A 23,851-nucleotide genomic window follows, 5' to 3' on the forward strand; every position below is an offset into this window, starting at 1 on the left:
AAAGCGGTCCCTTTACCTTAAGCGCAAAGCCCCGGGAAAACCGGTGACCGTTTTTCGTTTCTTTTGGTCAGCCGTCCGGGTTTTCCGCCAAACGGATCGCCGTTTTTTCGTGAAGGAACTTGCGAACATAGGACAGCGGCGGCGGGCAGTTGTTGTGGTCGCAGGCCAATTCGTGAAAGGTGGCGTCGGCCGCCAAGTCGCGCAGTTGGTGGGCGAATTTGATCGGGATGATGCGGTCCTGGGTACCGTGGACCAGCAGCACCGGAATTTCCAAGGCCGCCACAATCGGGCCGTTGTCGAAGCGGTCGCGCAGCAAAAAGCCGGGGTTGCGGTGGTGGTAAACCAAATCCTTAAGTGAGGCGAAGGAAGATTCGAGAATCAGTGCCGCCACCGGGCGTTCCTCCGCCAACAGACCGATGGGTCCGCCGCCGATGGAGCGGCCGTAGGCGATCACCGCCGCCGGATCGATATCCGCGCGGGCGACCATGGTGTCGTAGCCGCTTAAAACCGCCTCGCGCAGGCTGTCAAAGCTGGGGCTGCCGCCCGCCGCCGCGTAACCGGGAAACTCCAGCAGCAACACCGAGATCCCCTGTTCCCGGTACCAGCGGAAGCTGTCGATCCAATGGTGGGCACACTCCGCGTTGCCGTGGGCAAAAATAATCAGTGGTCGGCGGTCGTGCTCGGTTTTCGCCGCGTTGAGGAACAGGCCGTAGGTTTGGCCCAGCTCGATCCGGGTGACATCCGCCGGCAGAGGATTGGGAAGCGGTTCGCGCGGGGCGGGAAAAATCAAATAGCGCTGCGCAAAAAACAGAACCGCCATAAAAATCGCAACCGCAATCGCCGTTAACCGCAGCCCTTGCAGCAAAAGAGAAATCAGTTGTGTCATGATTGGGGTCATCACGTATCCTTAAGGTTGACGGTTTGGGTGGTTTCGGTGTGTCCATCAAACACCAAACCAGCCTCTTTTTCCAGCCCGCATTTCCCACAAGAAATACGGGCGATCTGAAGTGTTCGCGCCCTGTTTTCACTGGTTGGGGTGACCAAGGATCTGCTCATGCTGTATTTGATGATGTTGCTTTGCCTTCAGGGGCAGGCCGAGCCCGCGCTAATCCTGCCTGATCGAACCTATCGCGGCCAAACCATTTGGGATTTGCCCAACGCCGTCGAGGCCGAAATCGACATGGGTTTATGGGCGCTTATTTTGGCCAAACACGTGCAACCGGATCTGGACATCCCCCGTTATCTCGCGATCCTCGACGAAATCGCCGCCGTCGTTCAGCGCGGGTTACCCAGCGACAACGACGACATGGCGGTGCTGATGATCACCCAAATCGTGTTGTACCAGCCGGGGCATTGGAACAACAGCCAGGTCTACCGCTACGATTTAGACGATCCCTTTGGGGATCGCGGCCACAACCGGCTGCTCAGCACCTACATTGATACGCGGCTCGGAAATTGTGTCAGCATGCCCACCTTGTACTGGGCCGTCTTGCAGCGCGTCGATCCCGGCCTGGAACTCTACGGCGTGGAAGCGCCCCACCACCTCTTTTTTCGCATGCGCAACCGCCAGACCGGCGCATGGGTCAACATGGAAGCGACCAACGGGAAAACCGCGCGCGATGTTTGGATTCAAGAACAGACCGGGGTCACCAAGGCGCAAATCAAAGCCGGCCTGTATATGAAAAACCTCTCCAAAAAACAGGTGCTTGCCGTGTTGCTGCGCGACATTGAACAGCGCGCCGTGGTGGCGGGGGATTGGCAAGAGGCCCTGCGTATCAATGCCCTGATCGAACAGGTCGACGGCCAAGCCGTGTGGGTTCGCGTCAACCGCGCCGCCATTCTGCACAAAGAAGTAGAAGCCATGGTCGGGGCCGCGGCGCAAGCGGGACGAAGGTTAACCCAAGAAGAATACCGCCTGGCCAAGGAGAAAAGCGAAGCGGGCGAGGCGCTTTTTGCCTGGGCGCGGGAACGAGGTTGGGTACCGCTCGATCCCGAAATACGACGGAAAACGGCTTCGCCGGAGGCTAAAAAACCCTGATCCGCGCCATTCTCTGCTTGAGGATCTTGTTGGACGGGCTCGAAAAGCGTAAGATAAGACTTATCCAGGGATCCCAAAAATCAACCTTAGCCAATGCCAACCAACCCACGGGATAACCCGTGCTCCTTTGCGAGGCGCCACGTGTTCTCACGGATTCTTTTTTTCTTGGTCGCGTTTTCCGCCCTCCCGCTTTGTGCCGGGGTCGGCTTAAGCGACGCGGCCAAGCATCGCGGTACCCAGGGTTTGCGCGTCAGCGCCGGGGCCGCCCCGTTTGAAATCATCGCCGACAGCGAGCAAGCGCTGCAGCGCATGCGCTTGCGCTTTTACGTACGCCTGCGCGATCTGGTGCTGGATGAAGGGACACAACGCACCCTGCTTCAGGCCGACCAGGAACAAACGCTGTGTCTGGCCGTGACCGTCGGCCGTGTTGAAGGGGCGATGCGGCTTGGCTGGCAAGTGGCTGAAAATGGAGAAACGCCGCGGGTGGTCGCGCCCGAGGCCGGGCCGGCGCTCAGCGCGGCTTGGCATGCCGTCGAGTTTGAATGGGTGGCCGGGGAGGGGAACGGTGTGTTCCAAGTCTGGCTCGACGATGCGCCCTTATCCCCCTTTACGGATTTACACAATGGATCGCGTGTTGTGACCGCTGTTCGTTTGGGTTTACCCGGTGCTGAACTCGGTGACTTCCGCGGATCCGTTGATTTTGACAGCGTCGTCTGGCGCGACCGCGGCGAAGTTGGCCGCGAACCTTTTAGCAACACGCAAATGATTGAACACACCTCGGATTGGCCCGCGCGCCATTCCGTTTTGTTTCTCACGGGGTTGATCAGTGAGGCAACCACCGTGGTGTTTGGCAAAAGACAGGCCGGCTCCCGGCAACACACGACAGAAAAGGAAGGCGTTCATGAAGATTAAAACCACCATCATGTTGGCGGCACTGGTCGGCGGCTTGCTGTTTGCCGGGGATCCACCCGCCGCGGAACAAAACGGCACCATTCACGTGGAAGGGGTGTGGACCATACAAATAATGAATCCCGACGGTTCCGAGGCGTCGACCCGCACCTTTCACAATGCGCTGGTCGGGGCGAGTGTGTTGACGGCCCTGTTGAATGCGGAAGCCGTGATCGGGGGCAGTTACCTGGTTCTTGATGACAATGCCGGCAACGGGCCCTGTAGCGGGTCTTGTGAAATCGGTTCCTCCTCGCTTAACGCGGGCCTTACCTACGATTCCACCAACCTGGTGCGTTCCATCACCGGGCAAAACTTCGAAACCCTCGTCTTGAGCGGCAGTGTCACCGCCACCTCGACCCATACGGTGAGCTCCGTTGTCTCCTGGTTCTGCTTGTGTAACGGGACGACCAATAACACCACCCAATGTGCCGCTTCGCCTGATTCCTGTAGTGTGTTAACCCGCAAAACTTTGGCGAGCCCGATTAATGTAACCACCGGTCAAATTATTCAAGTCACCCTGGAAATCACTTTCTCCTCGTAGGGGCTCGTTGTGCGGCACAAGCGTTTCCTTCTTTTCCTTTTACTACCGGTATTTCCGTCGCTGTGGGCCTGGCAAGCCGATGTGCAGGTTGGGCTTACCATCGCGCCCGATCAGCCGTACCTCGACGGCTCGGCGCTGTACACCGCGACTGTCACCAACAACGGACCGGACCAGGCCACCGGGGTCACCTTGACCATGGTTCTGCCGCCCGGTACCACCTTGGTGAATCAGGAGCCGGCCGGGGATTATAGCGAAAGCCAACACCGGATCCTTTGGACGGTGGGGGACCTAAGCGTCTCTCAAACCGAAACCTACACCGTGGAACTGAGCCTGCCGCTGCGTGACGCCGCCAGCCAAATTGAAATCTTTACCATCGGCCATGACCCCTCGAGCGTACCCGCCGCCTTGTTTCGCGCCCTGCCCGACGCCACCACCTTGGAACTGCTCCAATCCTTTGGGGATCTGACCGACCCCACCGGTTTGATCGTTAACGGGCTCGGTGAATTTTTGGTGCTCGACCAGGGCGATCCCGTTCTGGCCAACGGCGAAACCCCCGTCAATGACGGCCGGCTCTTGCTGCTGGGTGAGTCCAATACCGTTGTGCTTAGTTCCGGGGAGCTTTTGTTTAACCCCCGTGCCGCCGTTGTTCAGCCAGGCCGTTACCTTGTCGTTGAGCCGCAAGGTTTTGCCGAGGGCTTGCCCGCCCCGGGTTCGATCATTGCGGTTGACCCCGTCAGCGGCGCCCAATCGGTTTTCGCCGAGGGCTCGCTCATCAGCCTTCCCCAGGACATCATCAACGACGACGACGGCGCCGTCGTGGTTCTCGACGGCAGTAACACCCTCTTTCGGGTTAGTTCCGACGGCGGCAATCAAACGCTGCTAACCAGTGGCGACTTGTTGCTGGCACCGAGCGCCTTGGCACGGGACAGCGCCGGCGCATTCTGGGTGGCCGACCAACAAAGCGGCATCATTAAAATCAGTGGTACCAACTTCACCCAGGAACAGATCAAACCCATTGACGCCGGCAATACGTTTGAGGCGCCTTTTGATTTATTGGTTAGCCGCGGCGACCGCGTTTTTGTGAACAGTTTTGCTGCCAACGGGAGCCCGCAACAAAACCTCTTGGAAATCAACCCGCTCGACGGTGCCGTTTTGTCCACCTGGCGTTACGAAAGTAACCACCGCTATCGCGGCATGCTGGCTGAATACGCCGTGACCAATGAATTAAGTGCCGTGACCACCAGTGTTGATCCCGACGGTGACAACAATATGTTGGCGTTGAACAACGTGCTTTTACCGAGTCCGCCGGTGGTGACCATTCAGGTCAGTGAAACCATTACCGTGGCCGATAGCGACCAAACCGCCCTCGCCGTGCAAATCAACGAGCAGGAAACCGTGACCGTTGCCGACGCCGATACCGTGGCCCCGGCCACCTGGATTCGCGTTAGTGAATCGATTCAGGTCACCGATGACCCGCAACCCATGCTCGCCGTCCAGGTGATGGTCCAGGAAACCATCGGGGTGGGCGACAGCGACGTCACCCAACTCGCCTTGCAACTGGCCGTTCAAGAAACCGTGCGGGTCGGCGAATCTGAGACCGTGCAATCCGACAGCGGGGGACCGGGTGTCACCGGGACCTTTTTGCCTGGTTTGCGCGTGATCTCGGAGCATGGCGAACTCGTTTTGGGTGAAACCCAAATGTGGTTGCAATTCAGCGAATTACTCCAGGATCCCCCCGGCGATGGTGAAACCGCGGATGTGACCAATCCCATCCACTACCAACTGGTTGGCGCGGGTGTGGACGGCCTGTTCCAAACCGAAACCTGTGGTGATCAACCCTCCGGCGACGATGCGTTCGTGGGTGTTGCGCGTGTGGTTTGGCTGCCGAAACAGCAAACCGCGGCCGTGCGTTTTGAACGGGAGACAGCCCTCGGCGCGGGCTTGTACCGTATGCTGATTTGCGGGGATCGCGGTTTGGTGGATCTCGAGAACATCGCCTTGGACGGCGATGGCGACAACAAGCCGGGCGGCGACTACCGTTTTGATTTCCGGGTGCTCGGCGACAACCTGTTGCGCAACCCTCATTTTGACCAGGACCTCGGCGGTTGGATCGCCACCCAAGGCGACGGCGCGGTTAGCTTCAGCGAACGGGACCCCTCGCGTTCGGGAACGTCCGGGTCGGCGCGGTTCCCCGCTACCGAAACCCCGTTGGAACTCAGCCAATGCATCATCTGGCCGGACCAACCCTTTTGGCAAATCGGCGGCCTGCTGCAAATCGGACCCGACACCGCGGGTGAACAATTGCAAATCCGCGTCGATTGGTACGGCGACGGAAGCTGTGAAGGCGCGATCCTGGCCACCCAGCAACGCACCGTGGCTTCAAATGCGACCGAATCCTCATGGATCCCTTTCCTTTGGCAAGGCGCGGTTCCCGAGGGCGCCGTGTCGGCCGCGGTTTCCTTCCAATGGCCCAACAACGCGGCGACCGACCGCTACCTCGACCGCCTCTACTTCAGCGCCGATGCCGAGGTTCGTTTGATTGACAACTTCGACTCAGGAACCCTCGACTTATGGCGCATCCCTGAAGCAAAGCGTTAGCCCGCATCAAGCGTTTTGACACGGGCTTCCTAACCCAAGCGCGCTTTGCGGATCGCTCTTTTCTCGTGGGAACCGCGGGGCATTCTCTGAAATGACCGTGTTCCATACAGATTTTAATGCGGCTTTCCCCAGCCGCTTATTCCAGGTGGATTCTGCGCACGGATCCGCTTGGTTGACCCCGCGTAGCCGATCCGATGAAGAGGGTACGGCCGTCGGGACCGAGGGCGATGCCGTTCGGTCTGCGAAAGGTGGCCTCGCTCAATGCACCGTCTGCATCGCCTTCCACACCCTGGCCGCTGAATAGGGTTACCCGGCCGGCGCGTGTCATCTTGTAGATGAAGGTATCGCCGGTTGCGTAGAAGCTGTCACCCACGACGGCCATATGGCCCAGGTTACCGGGAATTTGCCCGATGAGGCTGACCGTTCCGTTCACGTCCACATGCAAAATCGCGCCGCCGATCTGATTGGCCACATAAAGGGATCCGTCCGCGTTGGTGAACACGTCGATGGGTGTATGGAGCAAGGGGTCGTTGGCAAAAACAGAGACCACACCGGCGGGCGTGATTTTTGAGATCGTGCGGCCCGGCGCCGACCCACCGTAGTTACAGACGAACAGGTTGCCGTCAGCGTCAAAGGCCATCCCTACCGGGGCATCGAGCCCACGCGCAAACAGGGTTACCTGACCCGTTTCATCAATCGTCCGAATCGAGGTGTCGTTGAAATTGGAAACGTACAGTTTGCCCGAGGAATCGCGCGCCATATGCACGGGTCCACGCAAGCCCGTGGCCAGGGTGGTTACCTCCCCGCTTGGAGCGATACGAATCACATTGTCGTTTAACCAGCCGCCGGCGCCGTAAAGGTTGCCCGCTTCATCGATGATGAAGCCGTCCATCCCAACACCCATGGCAACGAAGGTATCCACATAAGGCCGAACCGGCTCGGTGGCGCCGGGCAAGGCGGGAATCGGGGTTGCCGCCGCCATGGCGGGTTCCAGCAGTTCGTTAAAAATGAAGGCCATGCCCAAAATCGGCTGATCGCTTTGCGCGACCAGGTAAAGCGCGCCGGAAAGTTCCGGGAAAAGCGAGGTCGCGGTCTCGGCAAAAGGTCTGTTCGCGGCGATGGTTCGTGTGGCCGTACCCGCTTGGCTGCCATTCTGGTACGCGAAGAAGGTGACCTGTGCTTCGACCGCGCCGGGGTTGACGATGACCGGGGCCGATGGGTTGTTGGCCGCCCCGGCGGTCAGGAAATTGAACAGGATGGTTTTGGCTGTTTGTTCGGGATCGAGCACGTCCGCTTGGGCCGGTGAACTGCCCGATGCACTGCCGGTTGCGGTCACCACCAGGCCCGCGCTGACGCTGTCGCGCGCCGATTCCAGCAGGACCATGTACCCGCTTCCCGTCCCAAGCTCCGGGAATAGATCCGCGGAGGCGGCGGTATGTTGGGCAAGGGCGTCGATTTGGAGGGTGCGTGTCTCCATGTCGGGTGTTTGCCCACTTGGTCGGATCGCATGCAGGCGAATCTCGGCTTGGGTGTTGCCCAGATTGTTGATGATCAGGGTTGCTTGGAATGAATCGTTGTTGGTGACCCAGGGGACGATTAAGCGGGTCTCAGCCGAAAGCGCGGTTGCAAAAAAAACAAAAAGAGCGGGCGTAAAATACTTCATGAGGCCTCCAGGGGATGATTTGAAGGAGCCTACGAGAAGATCGGCCGGATGGACAGGTAAGGGCCGCTCGATTTTTTATCGATTTATACAAGGTGTGTTTATTTTCAAAGGTTTACATAGATCGTTGTCAAGGTGTCCAATCGAGGTCAAGGCGGCGAATATCGCCTTCGTTTTCGACCGACCGCGTGAAAAGTAGCTGATTTGTTGCTTCAATCAGGCTCCAGGGACGCGCGGCGACGGCCACCTCGGGTGCGAACTTAACGAGGATCCGTGAATGACCGGACGCCAAATCAAAGGCCTGAATCGTCGCGCCGTCGGCGTCGTTGGACAGGAAAAGAATGTGCTCGGCAAGCGGTAGCCAGGTGATGCCGTTAAGCCCTTTCCAATCAATCACCAACCGTTCCTCGCCCCCGTTCACCGGCTTCGACCACAACCCGTGCTCAAGACTTTTGGTGAAGTAGAGGGTTTGCCCGTCGGGTGATTCCTGACCGTAAAAGCCGCCGGTTTCGGTGACGGCCTCGCCGACGCCGCCGTCAACGGGGAGCCGCCAAAGGTTGAATGAACCGGAGACTTGTTTGACGGCATAGAGCGAGCGGCCGTCGCGAGACCATGAGGGACAGACGTGAAAGGCGCCTTCCTCGCCGAGCCGTCTGAGCGTGCCTGATTCGGGATCGAGTACGTGTAAGGTGCGGGCGCGATCATGGGCGATAAATGCGATCTGGCTGCCGTCGGGCGACCAGCGCGGGAATGCGGCCCGCCGTCTGAGCGTGGTGAGCCGAACGGGGTTGGCGCCGTTGGGATCCGATGTCCAAATTTCACCGCCGCCGTCGCGGGTAGAGGAGAACACGAGTTGGTTCCGTTGCGGTGAATAATGTGCGTCCTGGTCGGTTCCGGTCGAGGTAATCCACGGATCGGGTTGCGCGGTATCGGCTTGGCCGAGGGTGATGGCGTTAATTTCCATGCGCGGCCGAGTCACATAAACATAGATTGAAGCGCCACTGGGATGAACCACGGGGAAATATTGGTTCTCGGGTGCACCGCCCAGGAAATGAACCGTGCCGCTCAAATCTGTCTGCCACAAGGCCGCGTTCACACCCTGGTCGTCTTTCCCTGGGGCCGCAAACACAAGGGACAACCCGTCCGGCATCCAGTCCAGCCCCCACATCTCCGCGCCGATGCGGGTGATTTGGCGGGTGGTGCCTTCAGCATCGACCGTAAACAGGTCAACACCCATGCCGCTCGACCGCAAGAAGGCGATCCGTTCACCCGTGGGCGAAAAGGCCGGTGCCCGATCAACGAAGTGATGGGAAACCGGCGCGGCGGTGAGCCAACGGGTTTGCCCGTCCTTCAGGTCGAGTAAACCGATGCCGCCGCGACCGGAGCGGACGTCGTAACGGGCGTAGGCGATGTGATCGTCGACGGGCGACCAGTCAATCGGCCGGCCCCCGACCAGGCCGATTCGTTCGTACGCGGTTTCTTCGCCGGTTGCGAGGTCGACGACGGCGATGATTGGTCCGGTTGGAAGACCGAGGCGAACATAGGCAAGCCGCGTTCCATCCGCGGAGAAGGTTGGGAACCGTTGCAGGCCGGGTAACGCGTTAAGGGCGTGGGCTGTCCCGCCGGGTTGGGAGAGGTCCAAAAGCATGATGCGCGAGCTGCCGCGTTTGGCGATCCAGGCATAGGCCAGGCGCAAGCCGTCGGGCGAAAGCGCGGCATCGTGTTCGATGCCCGGTTGGTAGGTGACCGGGACCATGTTCACGGGTTTGGGTGTGTCAACCGTTGGCCGGCTCGGTTCATCGGCGCGAAACAACAGAATCGCGGCTACCATCGCCAGGATGAGGACCGGCACCGCCTGGCGGGCCCGGGGCCAAGGCGCGAACCGGCGCGGGGCCGCGCTGTCCGGGGTCGTCACCGGGGCCGCGCCGGGATCCGTCGTTTGGGGCGCCGCTTCTTTTGGTTCCGGGACCGCATCGACCAAAAGGCGGTAACCCGTCTTGGGGATGGTCTCGATATACCGCGGTGTTTCGGAGCGGTCGTCAAGGACCTTGCGCAACCGATGGATGGCATCGGTCACGCCGCGTTTGCCCACGTAACCATTGCCTTCCCAAATGGATTCGATCAGTTCCGCGCGGGAAACAGGCTGCCCGCGGCGTGCGACCAACACAAAAAGCAGGGCCATGGGTTTTGGCGGCACTTTGATTTCGCCGGATTCGCCATGGATGCGATTGGTGTCGAAATCGGCGACCACGGTTCCGATCCTGAATCGCCCAGATTTTGTCTCCGACACGCGCCGCCCCCTCCGCCTCGTCCTCGCCCCAGCAACGAGGGCACCGGCTCCTGCAGCGCCATTATAACCATGGGTCGCGGCCGGCATCGCAACCGGGCGACCCGAAAGAAGCTGAGGTCCCCACCAACGGGGCACTTGGCTGATTTTGAGCGGCCGATGTTTCCCCGGGCGTGTGCCGCGAAGTCTTTTTGCGACCTTGGTGGGGCTAGCTACGAGCCGTCGGCGCCGTTCGCTTTACACCAGACTCATGAAGTGGCTGAATTGGTGTTGCGCTGGTTGGTGGTCGACCTGACCCCGGTCTGTTGTATCGGTAGTGAACGCCGGTTGTGCGAACCCTGCCGAATCCGTTTCGGACCCCGCTTCCATTTGGCGTTCGGTTAGTTTTTGTTCCAAAGATGCCGCGCTGCTGATTAAGTTTTGAATCAGGTTGCTGAACAACTCAGATGTCAACGCGGGGACCGGCTGTGAATAGCACAGCATCAGGCGTTTCTCATTGGGGTCCACGGCAAGGGTTCCGCCGCTGGTTTCTTGTTGGTGGACGTTGAAGGCCAGCACTGTTTCGTAGAAGGTCTCGCGATCATCATGGGGCACGGGCATCAACGGAATACTGAAATAACAACAGGCGGCGGCTTCCACCACGTACAGTTCGAGCAAATAACCATTGCCTGATCGGATGGAACAGGTTCCTTCTTCATCCAAGGATAGCGGGGCTTCCCAGCCCAAACTCATCTGTTGTAACCACTGATTGACGGTTTCGGTAACGGCTTGCATGTCTTTTCTCCAGAAAGGAACCCCTTGAACAAGGGGGTTGTCGCGGTCCTTTGGCAGTACCGCGAGGTGGTCCCATTGGGGCGCCTAGGGCGCCCGTGTTAGTCTCCGGGGACTGGTTTTAAACCAATTGTTGTTGGCTCTTCAGACGGTCGATGGTGATCCGGTTGAGTGATTCTTTGTTGTAGTTAACAATTTTCGTGCTTCCAGAGATATTGGCCTTGAAGGTTTCCACCCGTTCCCGCAGCAAACTGCGAACTTTGCTACCCTCGGTTCTATCGAAGGGCTGATCGCCGTTTTTGCTCAAAAGCAGCACGTCTTGGTTGACTTGATCAATCCATGGCGCAACCTTGTCATGGAGCACCTCCAGCTGCGATTGCAAATCTTCATGGTTCAGGGGTGATACGTACTTTTGTCCCTCGTTCTTTTTCTCAAATTCCAATTTGGCGTCGTTGTCCCGCGTGAGCTTCATGGTGATTTCATCGATCTCGATCACATCCTTTGTGATCGCTGTCAGGATCGGTTCGAGTTCAGCAACCATGTCCTGCCATAACGAAATCGAGGTTTCGTGATCCTGGATCATTTTCTCCATCAGTTTGACGGAGCCGACGTTGGTGTCGTCTTTAAAGGAGCCAAGGGAGGAGAGATTGTGATCCTTCAAGTGGGTTGGTTTACTGATCCCCATGGAAAAATGTTTGTCTTCCAGGTTCATGCCCTGTTTCTCAAAACCCATACCTTGCGGCAAGTAGGTGAATTCTTTGGTGTCAGGGTTGTATTCAACGATGTCCGTGCGAATGTCCTGGCCACCTTTGTGAGGAAGGTCATCGGTCGTTACGAATTGGGAGTTACCCGACAGGCCGTCGTTTAGGCCGACCGATGTTTTGCCACTCCCTTTGTTCTCTACAATCTTTGGAACCCCGGCCGAGACGATTTGCAAGTGGTCGATCTGGTTTTTGACGGTTCCGTCGAAATGATCTTTGTAGACCCCGTCGCTGTAATCGCGGCAAATGGTCACCCCTAAATCGATACCGGTTTTGGGACTTTTGAAGATGAAATTTGAATCGTCAATGTGGTGTTTTTGAATTTGACCACCGAGATCATGGCTATCTTGTTTGGGGTTCGCGATGATACTGGAACTCTGGAGCTTTTGCGGTATCAGTTTATCTGATTCCCGGTTCTCGAAGTAGGACGGTGAGTCCGCGTGCGAGGGCAGCAGTTTTTTGGAAAAACCGACCTTGCCGCCTTTGCCGCCTTCGATCACCATGGATTTGTTTTCGGTCAATTTGTACATCGAGCTTGGGCTGCCAAGTTTTTTAGGGGTGGATTTCATTAATTTGACTCGTTTTTCGAATTTCCCACGCTCTTGATTGCTTGCGGACTTGGGGAAATAGAAGGTGCGGAAATCCTTCGCCACGGCTTTTAAGTTTTTTGTCTTGGCGCCAACGGCTTTGAATAATTCGGCGAGGCACTGCATGCGCACTTCGTTCATCCCGTATTTTGGGACGCCCGGGTCGAAGAACTTGGCGATGGTTTTTTTGGCGTTTTTGAAATCATTTTTGTCTACTTCATTCAGGAATTTCGTCAGGGTCTGACTGCTTGGATAGGTTTTGATGGTGGAAACCATGGTCAGGGCTTCGCGGTGGGTCGACATGGTGTGCACGCGCTTGAGAACTTTGTCCATGGCTTGGTCGCGATCAAATTCCAGGTCGTCGAAACCGTCCAACGGCGTGTTGGGATCAATGTCTTGTTTTTTCAGGCGCGCTTCCATCATGTCACCAATGGTGGCCAACAAGGCGCGCGCTTCATGTTGGTCGGTGGAACAGTCTTCAATGCCGTGGTCCATTGCTTGAACGTAGGTTTCTTCGAAGTCTATATCGTCTTTGGTGGTCAGTTGGGACAGGTCGCCCAACTGCTGTTGAATCTTTTGCAGATCCTGGGGAAACAGAGACGTCAAACTTTGCGGGGCTTCGGAACTCACCATGGTGCCGAGCACAAACACCGCGCCTTCAAATTCATCACCTTGCGCACGGGTTTTAATTTCCTGGATCAATATGTTCTGTTCGTCTTTGGTCAGAGTAGAATTAAAGTCGCTCCAGAAAAATTCGGGCAAGGTATAGACCGGGACCGTGCCTTTGCGGTTATCGACTAAGTTTTCCTTGTGAACCAATGCAAAGGCGTCGAACACGTTTTTGACTTTTGCCTTGAGGTTTTGGACCGAATTTTTGATGTCCGTGTCATCGGTTTTGATTTGGAGCTGGACCAACTGGATGCGTTTGGGGTTCACGACCTTGGGATTTTCCAATTGAACCTGTTGTAGGGGGACCAGTTGGCCGATGTGCTGGTTCTCCTTTTTGGGAGAAGGAAGCGGTCCCATTTTGGGAGAATCATCCATGCCCAATTTCAACGGATTGGGGGATTTACCGAGTGGTTTAAGACCCGAGTTGGGTAAGGGGGCTGATTGGGAACGGACGCGTTGTTGGGGCACTTTCGGAAACATGGGCACTCCTAAAAATAGACCGGGCGATACCCGTGAATGAATGCGCCACCCGCCTGGCTACGGGGGATGGGTTTGATCGCCGGTGTTCAATGATTGCGAAACGGGACGGTTGTTCGAGGCGTGATGCGAAGCCTGGTGAAAGGCGGGCCGGCAACGGCGCAGGGGTGGCCTGGGCCTGCCGGCTCATTCCTCGCGGGTTCTCGCGAGAAAAGTGCTTCACGCGAGCACAGCTTGCGTTAGCCGGGGTGTCGCCACGGGGACGCATGCTTGTTTGGCCGCGTCCGGCCGTTGTTTTTCCCTGTTCACCCGCACAGGCGATGGACCTTGAGTTGGTCCGCCTCGGGTTTGTTTTGGTTTGTGTCGGGCGTGAAACAGCCGCATTTTGATTGTTGCCGGCGGTTACGCTCTGGAAGGGTCGGACCTGGTGGATTCCCTTGGTGCAAATCGTTCGCTTCGCGGGTTGGGTGGATAAAAAACCACGATTTTATTTGCGAGAGAACAGACGAGCGCCAGGTTCCGGTACCCGAAGGATGCCCTTTGAGTCATCTCTGTTTTTTAGCGATTCAAGTTCGCTGGAAAAGGGTTCCTCACTGAAAAGAAGGAACCTGTTTCTTCGCGTTAGGGCCGGTTTTATGCCGCCCTGCTTGGTGATCTATCCTGCCCGAGGAATTTGGAGGAAGTATGGAGGAAATGGGAAGATTTTGGGGTCGCGTCAATTTCCTTTTTTTTGCCTCGGGGATGTGCGCACCCTCGCCGGCGGCCGACCGTTCGCGGGGCTTGCCATTCGGCGTAGCAGCTGAGGTGAAGGCGGCTCGACCCAGTAGCGCGGAAGGCCGTCCCCTTGTAATCGCATGGGTTGTCTCGTAGCAGAATGCCTTGTAAGCAATGCGGGCTAGGCTAATCTGTCCCATTCGCTGTTCAAGGGGCGCTCCCTTTGGCCTAATACCTAAGAAGCGCGATAACTCGTGGCGATTTTGGCTAAACCTCTGGGCTGCAACGGCTTTAAAAAATATTCACCGCAACCAAAGGGTGCGGTCGTGCGCGACCCCGGTCCGCTTTTTACAAATCATTTCGCTCCAGATCTTTAGTCAAAATCCCCCACTCTTGTCGGGCTTCTTAGGCAAGAGCTAATGCAACTTCTCTTGTAGAGGGGATGAGTATAACGGAACTATGATGGTGATTCCTGTGCCGACTTTTAAGCCGGTGTCTATTTCTAAAGTACCACCCAATTCTTCAATGATCTTCCGGCAAAATTGCAAACCGAGGCCTTTGCCATTCGGTTTTGTTGAGAAACCAGGAGAGAAAAGATCTTTAATTATTTTGGGAGAAATACCGTGACCGGTATCAACAATTCGTAGGTCTGCTGCCGCTTTTGTGTCAAGATAGAACGTGATTTTTTTCTCAGGAGAATCAGACATGGCTTCTAGTGAGTTTTTAAGGATGTTAAAGATTGCATGAGTGAGTAGTGTTTTTGGGCCGCGAATAATTGGGTTTCCGTTGAATACCTTCTCGAATAAGACACCATGACTTAGGGGATCTTCTTTTATTAGTTCAACAGCTTCTTGAATTAAATCCTGAAAAGAAATTGGCTCTAGGTACAAACCGTCACTTGCTTTCGACTGTTGTGTTTGGATAACGTCCCGCATTGCTCTCGTTTTACGAATCGCAAGTGCTGTTTCATCTAAGACTTGACTTCTTTCTGTTTCAAGGACATTGCTCAAGGCGTCAATAAACGTAAGGATTTTTTCGCTTTTCTCGGGAGAGCTGAGAATTTTCGTTAGCTTTTTTTCGTCTCCGCGCAACAAATCGCTAATTTTCATTAGGTCGACACCACGAGAGGCCTTAACCAATTCTTCAATAGATTCTAAGGTGGCCATTAATGTATTGAGGATGTTTGCGGTGTTGTGGAGGGTCGTTGTGGAAACCTCAAGGAGATTTCTGAATTCAAGTTGTGCCCTGTTTCGCTCCCGATTTTTCCTTTCTCTTTCTAGACAATGATGAATGGTACGATTCAGTAGGGTCGGAGATAACTCGTTTTTTGGCACGAAATCATCGGCACCCATCGAAAACGAAAGATCATCCAAGCGTTCATCATTGAGGTTTGTAATTAAAATAATTGGAAGGCTTAGGTTCTGTTTTCGTGCTTTGGCGATTAAGTCCAAACTTGTGTTCGATCTGAGCTTGTAATCCAAGAGAATGAGATCATACTCCGTTAAATCGAACAGAAGGGCGTCTTGAATATTTTCAACATGTGAAACGTCATAGATGTATCGATTGCTTCTTAAGTACTTCTTTAGAAGAAAGAAGTCGTCGATATCGTCTTCAACAACAAGGATTTTTAGTCTTCTTGTTGAATTTAAACTTGAAGTGTGCTTGTCTGTTTCACTTGGGGCTATCTGCATTTCGGTTCTTCCATCTTATAGTTGTGTTTTTCTGCAATACCTGGACTTTGGACGGTCTCAAACCAGTACGTTTGTAATACATCAAATATTCGAGTAAGTTCAGGAAGAGACTTTGGTTTGATTAGATACGAATTCGCGCCAAGAGAATAGCAGACTTCAATATCGCTTTTGTTGCTTGATGTAGTCAGCATAACAATTGGAATATTTTGAAACGAAGAACTTTTGCGAATTTTCTCAAGCGCTTCGATGCCGTCGATTTTCGGCATGTCAATATCTATAAGAATCAAATCTGGAAATGTTGATTTTTCATTCGTGAACCGATTTTTTAACTCGGTAAGTAACTCCTCGCCGTCTTTCACAACGCTGAAGTTGAGCGGTTTTTTAGACTCTTTTATTGCTCTTTTGGCTAGGAAGACATCGTCATGATCATCCTCAGCCATTAGGATGTTAGGTGTCTTTTTCATCATTACTCCTAGGAAGTGTAAAAGAAATACTTACGCCAAAGGTTTTGTTAGAACTAGCCCAGATTATTCCACCGTGTTTCGTGATGATTTTTTGACAAATACTCAGGCCGAGTCCACTTCCCGGATAGTCACTCTTTGGCAACAATCGTTGAAAGGGCTGAAATATGCCACTAAAGTCATTGCCACCAAATCCCAGTCCATTATCTGAGAAAGTCACCTCCACAAAGTTTTCTCTTTTCATAAAAGGTTTGCAGGAAATGGTTATTTTTAAGGGCCGAGATGTATCAGAGAATTTTATTGAATTGCTTATTAAATTACTAAAGACTTGGAATAATAGAACCGCATCAACGAAGATTTTTGTGTGGCAGGATGGCGCTACTTGAAAAGCTGCAGGCACATTGTTGATGCTTTGCTCAATGACCGACCCAAGAGAAACAGACTCACGTTCTAGCTCCTTTTCGGTTAGTTTTGATAATCCGAGAAGGCTGTCTACAAGGAGCTCTAACCTATGTGCTGCATCTGTAATACGTCCTAGGTAATACCTTCCCTCTTCGTCGACCAGATCTCTATATTCACTCTCGAAAAGTTCGCCAAAGGCCGTGATTTTACGCAGAGGCTCTTTGAAATCATGCGACGCCATAAACGCAAAGTTTTCGAGGCTTTGATTGCTCTTTTCAAGTTCAAGTTCCTTGCGCTTCAAGCTACTTACGTCAGTGTGCGCGCCCAACATCCTTATGGGTTTGCCTTCTTCATTCCGAATGATGATTCCGCGACATCGAACCCAGACGGTGTGACCCTTCTTATGCCTGTAGCGCACCACTTGGTCGTAGGGATGACACGGATCATCCAGGTGATTTTGGAAATTTTCTAGGGCGAGCGGCAGGTCCTCTTCAAAAATATTTTGCTTCCACCAATCAGAAGTGTGGGGAATTTCATCTTCGGCGTAACCGAAAATTTCTTTAAACCGTGGGCTCAACCATTCATTTTCCGGCGTCTCCAAATCCCAAAACCACATACCGTCTAATGAGCCTCTATCAAGCCAGTTGAGGATTGTTGTGTCCTTTTGGAAGAGATACACCAGCTCTTTGTATAGATAATTTTCTTCATTCTGCATGAGGATAGCCCTATTTTTTCTAGCCATATCGGATCTTAAAAACCAGGGCTTTATTTTTTGAGGACGTCCGAGACTATTGCAATTCAAGGCACGGCGTCTTCGCCTGAAAAAATGAGGTTATCCGTGTGAATGATCCGTTGGTTGCCGCTAACAGGGCCTCGTCGCTAGGTAATATCGGGTTGTGCCTTTGGCCGAATTTGTTGGCAGCCGCGGCTCATCACAGGGCGTGGATACCGTGGCTCACGTTAACTTTAGGAGCGCGATAACTCGCGGGGGATTTGCTAAACCACTGGGTTAAAAAGGGCTGTGGAAAAGCTCGCACCACCCAATGGGTGGACGTCGTGCGCGACCCCGGCCCTCTTTTTTTAGACCATTTTGCTCCAGGTCTTTAGCCAAACCCCCTCGCTTCAGCGCCGCTTAGGTTTAAGGGTGTTCTAGGTTGCAATCGCCAACGCCGTGCCAGGTTCCTGCTCAGTACGCCTGGTAAGGAGGGCAATGGGGGTAGGCGGGGCGCATCGTTCCAATTCAAAGCCATTTCTAACGCCATGCTGACCCCTGATGACGGCGCCCTATTGGTTCAGGCACTGAACCTCACAACTGGAAGCGCGCCATGGTTTTGTTGAGTTCCTCCGCCATTTCGGTGAGGGCCAAGCTGCTTTCTTTGATGCGGGCACCCACGTTGCGCACTTCTTCGGTGGCCTCGTTGACCTGCTTGATGTCGAAGGACATGTTTTGAGATATTTGGGCGCTTTCGCTTACGGTGGCACTGCCCTGATTAATCCCGGCGGCGATGCCGGTCACCGTGTCGGAAATCGATTGGACCGTGGCGGTTTGTTGGGTTACCGCGCTGGCGATCAGGGACACAATTTGGTCGACGTCGGTCATTATTTTTTTGATGGTGGCCATCTCGTCGGCGGTTGAAGCGGCGGTGGTTTGCATGATCCCGATTTTGCCGCTGATCTCTTCGATGGCGTTGTTGGTCTGGCGGGCCAGCTCTTTGACTTCATTGGCGACGACGCCGAAACCACGGCCCAATTCGCCCGCGCGGGCCGCTTCAATCGTGGCGTTTAAGGCCAGGAGTTTGGTTTGCTCCGCGATATCGTCGATGACGTTGGTGATCGAGGTGATTTCCCCGGCCGCGTTGGTGAGATGGTCGGTGCCGGCCGCGGCGCGATTCACCACATCCACCAACTCGCGGGTGACCCCGCGCGCCTGCTCCGCGCTTTCCGCCATGCTGTTGATCGCTTGACGCATCTCTCGAACCGAATGCGCGATTTGGCGCGCCTCCATCGCCGAACCTTCCATCTGGTTGGTGGTGCTGGTCATGCTTTCCGTCAGTTCCTCGGTTGATGCGATAACCGTATCCGTGCGCGTGCTGAGGGAACCCAAGTGTTCGGTCATGCCGTTGTTGATCTGGTCGAGGGTGCCGGCATTTTCGGAAAGGGTTTGGGCGTTGCGGCCGAGGTTCTGGAGGATGTGGCGCAGGTTGTCGGCCATGACCCGAATATCCTCGGCAAGGTCGCCGATTTCGTCGTTGGAATGGTAGTGAATGTCAACGGTCAGGTCGCCCTGGGCCACGCCGGCCACCGCGTTGGATAGTTCATGAAGCGGACCGAGCACGATTTTTCCGAATACAAAATGAACCGCAAAACTCATCGCGAAAAGGGCGACCAGGAAGGTTAGAACCAGGGTTCGTGCCATGCTGCGAATGGCTTCATCGGTAGCCTTGGGATCGATAAGAATCTGAACTTGGCCGATAGTTTGGCCGTTGGTCTGAATGGCGCCGGTGTAGGTGGTGTGTTCGCTGATGACCTGGGATTGGCAATCAGCGATTTTCTCGCCGCTTGGGGAAAAGAAGCCGACGTAGGAGACTTTCGGATCCCGGTTCTTTAATTGGGTGGCCAGATGGGAGAGCTCTTGCCGGTTATCCTTGCTGACGAGGTCGGCAGAGATAAGGGCCAGCGCCATCGCGTACTCTTGACCGAGGATCCTCTGGTTTTCTTCCAGGGTGGCCCGTTCGTTGCGCAAGACAAAAAAACCGACGATGACTTGCATGACCAGGAGTAATCCCAAGACAGGAAGCAAAAATTTGAACGTGAGCCTTTGGCCGCCAGACCGTTCTTTAGCCATATGTCCCTCAAATATAGGATTGTTGCCGGGTCTTATCGTGCCCGGTGATGGACTCAAAACACCCGAAACCCAAACGACCTGCGCTCCTGTAGGATGCTGCAGGCTCGATTTTTGACATACGCGGTGGGAAGTGCGGTTCAAGATGCTTTGATGATGTATTTGGTCTATCGGTTCGGTTGGGAATTTTCGTAAAAAAAAGAAGCAGGGTTTTCCGCGTTATTTCGGAATTAGCCCGCATTTCTCACCAGGCTTTCAGCTTCTCGCGACGAATCCTCGTGAGAAATGCGGGCTAGGCGTGATAACGGCCCGCGAGGCCCAAATCCGGCAGTTGGGTCGGACCTAAGCCGGTTCGGATGAGGGCGGCGCTTTGTGCGCCAAAATGGGGAGGGTCAGCGAAAAGGTCGTTCCCTCTTGCTCGCGACTGTGGACCAAAACCAATTGGCCGCCCAACTCTTCCACCGCGTTTTTACAAAAACTCAGACCGAAACCATGACCCTCGTGCTTATCGCTGAAACCGAACTGAAAGAGAAAGGGCTGTTTTTCAGCGGGAATGCCTTTACCGCTGTCCGAGATGGTGATTTTGGCCATGTCCTGCTCGTCTTCCAAGGTGATGGCGAGCCGTTTGATCGCGGTTGTTTCCATGGATTCCACCGCGTTTTTAATGAGGTTGATCAAAATTTGGGTGAGGCGTGAGCGCGAGCCTTCGACCATGGGTGTACCGGCCTTGTCCAACTGGAGTTGAACCGCGTGTTTCTTTAACATCTCCCCACACATGGAAATCGCGTTATCGAGGATTTGGTCCAAGTGGATCGGTTCATGAAACGCGTGGGCTTTGGCATGATCCTGTTGGTGTCGAATGGTTTGTGTCATCAGTTTGATGATGTGGCGGCCCCGTTCGATTTCCTCCGCCGCCAGGCGCTGTTCATCGCGGAGCACTTCAGACAGGGTGGACAACAATTTCGGTAATTTACGTCCTTTTTCGTGGTTCACCAAAAAATCGGCGAGGTTGTCCTGGTGTTTGGCAAGCAGGCGATTGATTTTTGGGAGGGTATCAATTTTGGAGGTTTCATTGAGCTGCTTTAGCTTGCTGTTGGCCGTGAGCAGGCTGTTGAGAAAGTTACCCATGTTGTGGAGCACCGAGGTGGAAATCTCCGCCATGTGGCGGTAATCCTGTTCACTTTGGCGCAGGGCTTGGGTGATTTTCCGCCGTTCAATGCTTTGAGAAATCGCGCGCTCCAAGAGATAGCCGTTGAGGGCAAACTTCGGCAGCAAATCATCCGCACCCAATTTGATGACCGCGCGGTCCAGGGAAACTTGACGATGACGGCCCAACATGATCACGGGTAAGCCGGCGTCCTGACGCCGCAGATGCTCTAAGATGGTAAATCCTTGGGCACGGTCCAGCGTGTAGTCAAGCAGGCAGGCGTCAAACGATTCCCGTTCAAGATGCTCCCGCGCCGAGGGCCAATCGACCGCCCAGTTTAGCGAAAAGGGGTGCGATAGCCGCAAAAGGCATTTTTTGATGAGAAAAAACTCATCGTGATCAGGGTCGATGAGTAGGATACGAAGGCGCTGAACCATGGTACTCCCCAGAATGTTATGGGTTACGGGGTTTTGAGGACCGAGGTTTCGGGGAAGAGCAGGCGAAAGACTGCGCCGCCGCCGTGGTTTTCCGCCGAAATCCATCCGCCGTGGCGCTCCATGATTTTTCGGCAAAGGGTTAGGCCAATGCCGGCGCCGTGTTCCCGACCCCCCTGGTGGAGGCGTTCAAAGGGTTTGAAAATTCGCTCGCATTCGGCCGGTTCCAGGCCGATACCTTGGTCCAGCCAACGGATTTCCCAAAAAGATCGACCTTGGTGCGCCACCAGTCCAATGTTTTGAACATGGATGGTGGCGACTGTGCCCTTTTTGCGGAATTGATGGCTGTTGTGGAGCAAGTGAAAAAAAACCTGGTGGAGTAAGTGGCGATCCGCGGTGAAGGTTGGCAACGCATCGCAGCTGAGGTGAATCGTTGCTTCACTTTCGCTTTTGAGTTTTTTGATCAAGGTGCCGAGTGAAACGGGCGCGGGTTCCAGATCGCCGTGTGAGACTTGGGAGATCTCGAGCAGATTGCCGATCAACTGTTCCATGCGACTGCCTGCATCGGCGATGCGTTCCAGGTATAAACGACCGTCTTCACTGACGGCGTCGCTGCATTCCTCAATCAGCAGTTCGGTAAAGCCGTGGATCTTGCGCAGGGGTTCTTGCAGGTCACTGGAGGCGATGGTCGCGAATTCTTCCAGATCGCGGTTGGAGCGTTTCAGTTCGTGGGATCGTTGTTGCAGCACCCATTCGCGTTCGCGGGTTTCGGTGAGGTCCCAATTGGCGCCGAGCACGCGGAAGGGATGGCCGTCCCGATAAAAGATGTTGGCATTGACGCCGATGGTACGGATACTCATGTCTTTGGTGACCACGCGGAATTCGGTTACAAATTTTTTCTCGCCTTTGGCAACGACCTTTTCAAAAAGGGTTTCGGTTCTTTTTCTGTCGGAAGGAAGGACGAGGTCTAACCAAGCCGCGTAGTTATGGTTGAACTGTTCGGGGGCGACCTGGTAGAGATCGTACATTTCCGGGGACCAAATCAGGACGTCGTTGAGGCTGTCGTAATCCCAGATCCCGATGCCGGACGCTTTTAATGCCAAGGTGTGGCGCTGATTGATTTCGTAAAGCTCGTCGGTGAGGGTTTCCAGTTGATGTTCGGCCTGGATCAGGGGGGTGAGGTTGGCGACGGTACACAGCATGCCCACCAGTTGGTCTTTTTCATCGCGCACCGTACGCGCCCGAGCGCGCAGCCACAGGACGTGCCCTTCTTGGTTGCGAAAGCGGAGGATGTCGTCGCTTGGTGCCGTGTCGTCTTCCAGTAGGTTTGCCAAGTTTTCATGATGGGTATCCCGGTCTTCCTCATGCATGGCTTCTTCCCAGAGCCGGAAGGGGTGTTGCTCAGGTGGGGTGGCGTAACCCAGAAGCTTAAAATACCCATCACTGAACCACAGGTTGTCCGGGCGGGTGAGATCGCGGTACCACAATCCCTCACCTTTGGCCGCCTCAAACCAGTCAAACAACGCTTCGTCGTTGGCCAAGCGTTGCATCACTTCCCGCTTGAGGTGAGGGGGTGGGTTCATGGGTGACTCCTGAGAAAACGTGTCGGGGCGGCGAGGCATGCCGCTGCTGATCAATGCCGGTGGGATCGGGCTTGGGTTGAGGCTGAAAACGATGGATGTTGGGGGGGCGTTCAAAACCTTACTTTACCTTCATCGTTTTAAAAGTGGTAGCGCATTCGGCCTGCTTTCTTGAGAAAGGTGCTGCTTTCTATGGGGTTTGTTCCGCGCCGGCAAGGTTGACGCCGTGGGTTTCCCGCCCCGGACGGGAGAAATATTGTGAGCCTCCCAACAAGCAGACAAAAAAGTGCCCCGGCTTCGGCTAAGCTAGGGCCACGAGACAACGCTAAATCAGGATTAAGGATTCGTGCTTATTGGCAAATGCATCGAGAAAGGGAAACTGAGAGCCGCGGCCGTTGCGGATTCGCAATATCGGCTTTGACAGGTAATTCTTTGGGTCGACGCCGCACCATGCGCACAATACCCAGATCGAATACAAGATCGCGGTCACTCCTGTGCCCTTCATCGAACGTTTGAACCTGAATTCTGGAAAAAAGCCGAATTTCATTAGGAAAACCCCTACAAGCTCACCACATGAATCGTGCTTTGATTCATCCTCAGCTTGCCGACAAAGATTGGAACCTTTAGCCCGTAACAGAAAACGAGCACCCAATGAAGTGGTATAGTGATAACTATCAAATATCAACCAATGGAGTTTCAATAGATAACTTCGTCCCAGATGATTTAAAAGGACTCATTCAATGTCAAAAATTTTTGTATCGACAAACACGCCCGTCAACAACAATAAATTCGCTTATTCAATAAAAAAACTTACCAACTCTAGCCTAAGCTCAGTATTAACAGCTCTACGGGCAGGAAAAGCAAACTTCTTTTATAGTTGTGAGCTTTTTTCAAATGATCATATACAAGTAAGCAACGATCTTCGAAGGATCGTTCAAAAAGCAAACGAGCATGACATTGAGTTGTTCATAGTGGAAATCTTGTACAACCAACAATTGAGTGACTTCACCGACTTCAAAAATGTCCACATATCCACCCAAATTCTGCTAACAATACTTGATGAAGCAGAAGGTCAATTCATGTAAAAAAGACCTCCGTAATCTTGCTTATCCAAACTGGGAAACTATCAATGTTTCTTCCTTTTCGTTAAAATTGATCACCATAACCGAAGATATAGATTTCAACCACGACTAATTTCTATTTATGGCTCACGCTTTTGGATCAATATAATCCAATGAACATA

General features: G+C 54.3%; 16 protein-coding genes. 5 read left to right on the forward strand and 11 right to left on the reverse strand.

Annotation, left to right across the window (positions count from 1 at the left end):
* Nucleotides 1-67: 67 nt before the first annotated feature.
* Nucleotides 68-886: an alpha/beta hydrolase gene (locus J3U88_RS08935; protein ID WP_207856508.1), complete on the reverse strand. Its 819-nt coding sequence runs from the start codon at nucleotides 884-886 to the stop codon at nucleotides 68-70.
* 168 nt (nucleotides 887-1,054) lie between these two features.
* On the opposite strand from J3U88_RS08935, the gene J3U88_RS08940 reads away from it, so the two are divergent.
* The 4 genes from J3U88_RS08940 (at nucleotide 1,055) to J3U88_RS08955 (ending at nucleotide 6,125) form a co-directional block, all read left to right on the forward strand.
* Entirely contained in the window at nucleotides 1,055-2,038 is a 984-nt protein-coding gene (locus J3U88_RS08940) for a transglutaminase family protein (protein WP_207856509.1), read from the forward strand.
* A gap of 141 nt (nucleotides 2,039-2,179) precedes the next feature.
* The gene (locus J3U88_RS08945) at nucleotides 2,180-2,950 is read left to right on the forward strand and encodes a hypothetical protein (protein WP_207856510.1); all 771 of its coding nucleotides are present in this window, start codon (nucleotides 2,180-2,182) and stop codon (nucleotides 2,948-2,950) included.
* Nucleotides 2,940-3,527 carry a hypothetical protein gene (locus J3U88_RS08950; protein WP_207856511.1) on the forward strand — a complete coding sequence of 196 codons (588 nt, stop codon included), beginning with the start codon at nucleotides 2,940-2,942 and terminating at the stop codon, nucleotides 3,525-3,527. The genes J3U88_RS08945 and J3U88_RS08950 overlap by 11 nt, the downstream gene beginning before the upstream one ends.
* A gap of 9 nt (nucleotides 3,528-3,536) precedes the next feature.
* Complete coding sequence (locus J3U88_RS08955) at nucleotides 3,537-6,125, forward strand: DUF11 domain-containing protein (RefSeq protein WP_207856512.1); 2,589 nt, start codon at nucleotides 3,537-3,539, stop codon at nucleotides 6,123-6,125.
* A 136-nt stretch (nucleotides 6,126-6,261) separates the two neighbouring features.
* Here the strand turns inward: J3U88_RS08955 and J3U88_RS08960 are convergent, their stop codons facing one another.
* From J3U88_RS08960 to J3U88_RS09005, 10 genes are all read right to left on the reverse strand, one after another.
* The gene (locus J3U88_RS08960; RefSeq protein WP_207856513.1) at nucleotides 6,262-7,788 is read right to left on the reverse strand and encodes an NHL repeat-containing protein; all 1,527 of its coding nucleotides are present in this window, start codon (nucleotides 7,786-7,788) and stop codon (nucleotides 6,262-6,264) included.
* Nucleotides 7,789-7,915: 127 nt separating this feature from the next.
* Entirely contained in the window at nucleotides 7,916-10,075 is a 2,160-nt protein-coding gene (locus J3U88_RS08965) for a winged helix-turn-helix domain-containing protein (protein ID WP_207856514.1), read from the reverse strand.
* A 234-nt stretch (nucleotides 10,076-10,309) separates the two neighbouring features.
* Nucleotides 10,310-10,846 (reverse strand): CesT family type III secretion system chaperone, encoded by a 537-nt coding sequence (locus J3U88_RS08970; protein WP_207856515.1) that lies wholly within the window; start codon nucleotides 10,844-10,846, stop codon nucleotides 10,310-10,312.
* A gap of 118 nt (nucleotides 10,847-10,964) precedes the next feature.
* Entirely contained in the window at nucleotides 10,965-13,340 is a 2,376-nt protein-coding gene (locus J3U88_RS08975) for a hypothetical protein (RefSeq protein ID WP_207856516.1), read from the reverse strand.
* A 1,127-nt stretch (nucleotides 13,341-14,467) separates the two neighbouring features.
* A complete protein-coding gene (locus tag J3U88_RS08980) occupies nucleotides 14,468-15,742 on the reverse strand; it encodes an ATP-binding protein (protein WP_207856517.1) in 1,275 nt (424 codons plus the stop codon).
* Nucleotides 15,733-16,206 (reverse strand): response regulator, encoded by a 474-nt coding sequence (locus J3U88_RS08985; protein ID WP_207856518.1) that lies wholly within the window; start codon nucleotides 16,204-16,206, stop codon nucleotides 15,733-15,735. The genes J3U88_RS08980 and J3U88_RS08985 overlap by 10 nt, the downstream gene beginning before the upstream one ends.
* Complete coding sequence (locus J3U88_RS08990) at nucleotides 16,190-17,320, reverse strand: PAS domain-containing sensor histidine kinase (protein ID WP_207856519.1); 1,131 nt, start codon at nucleotides 17,318-17,320, stop codon at nucleotides 16,190-16,192. The genes J3U88_RS08985 and J3U88_RS08990 overlap by 17 nt, the downstream gene beginning before the upstream one ends.
* A gap of 591 nt (nucleotides 17,321-17,911) precedes the next feature.
* Nucleotides 17,912-19,375 (reverse strand): methyl-accepting chemotaxis protein, encoded by a 1,464-nt coding sequence (locus J3U88_RS08995; protein ID WP_207856520.1) that lies wholly within the window; start codon nucleotides 19,373-19,375, stop codon nucleotides 17,912-17,914.
* A gap of 414 nt (nucleotides 19,376-19,789) precedes the next feature.
* Nucleotides 19,790-21,031: a sensor histidine kinase gene (locus J3U88_RS09000; protein WP_207856521.1), complete on the reverse strand. Its 1,242-nt coding sequence runs from the start codon at nucleotides 21,029-21,031 to the stop codon at nucleotides 19,790-19,792.
* A 23-nt stretch (nucleotides 21,032-21,054) separates the two neighbouring features.
* The gene (locus J3U88_RS09005) at nucleotides 21,055-22,611 is read right to left on the reverse strand and encodes a sensor histidine kinase (protein ID WP_207856522.1); all 1,557 of its coding nucleotides are present in this window, start codon (nucleotides 22,609-22,611) and stop codon (nucleotides 21,055-21,057) included.
* Between the two features lie 37 nt (nucleotides 22,612-22,648).
* Here J3U88_RS09005 and J3U88_RS34615 point away from each other — a divergent pair, with 37 nt between their 5' ends.
* A complete protein-coding gene (locus J3U88_RS34615; protein ID WP_279382461.1) occupies nucleotides 22,649-22,783 on the forward strand; it encodes a hypothetical protein in 135 nt (44 codons plus the stop codon).
* Nucleotides 22,784-23,851 lie beyond the last annotated feature (1,068 nt).

The organism is Acanthopleuribacter pedis (assembly GCF_017377855.1).
Classification (GTDB): domain Bacteria; phylum Acidobacteriota; class Holophagae; order Acanthopleuribacterales; family Acanthopleuribacteraceae; genus Acanthopleuribacter; species Acanthopleuribacter pedis.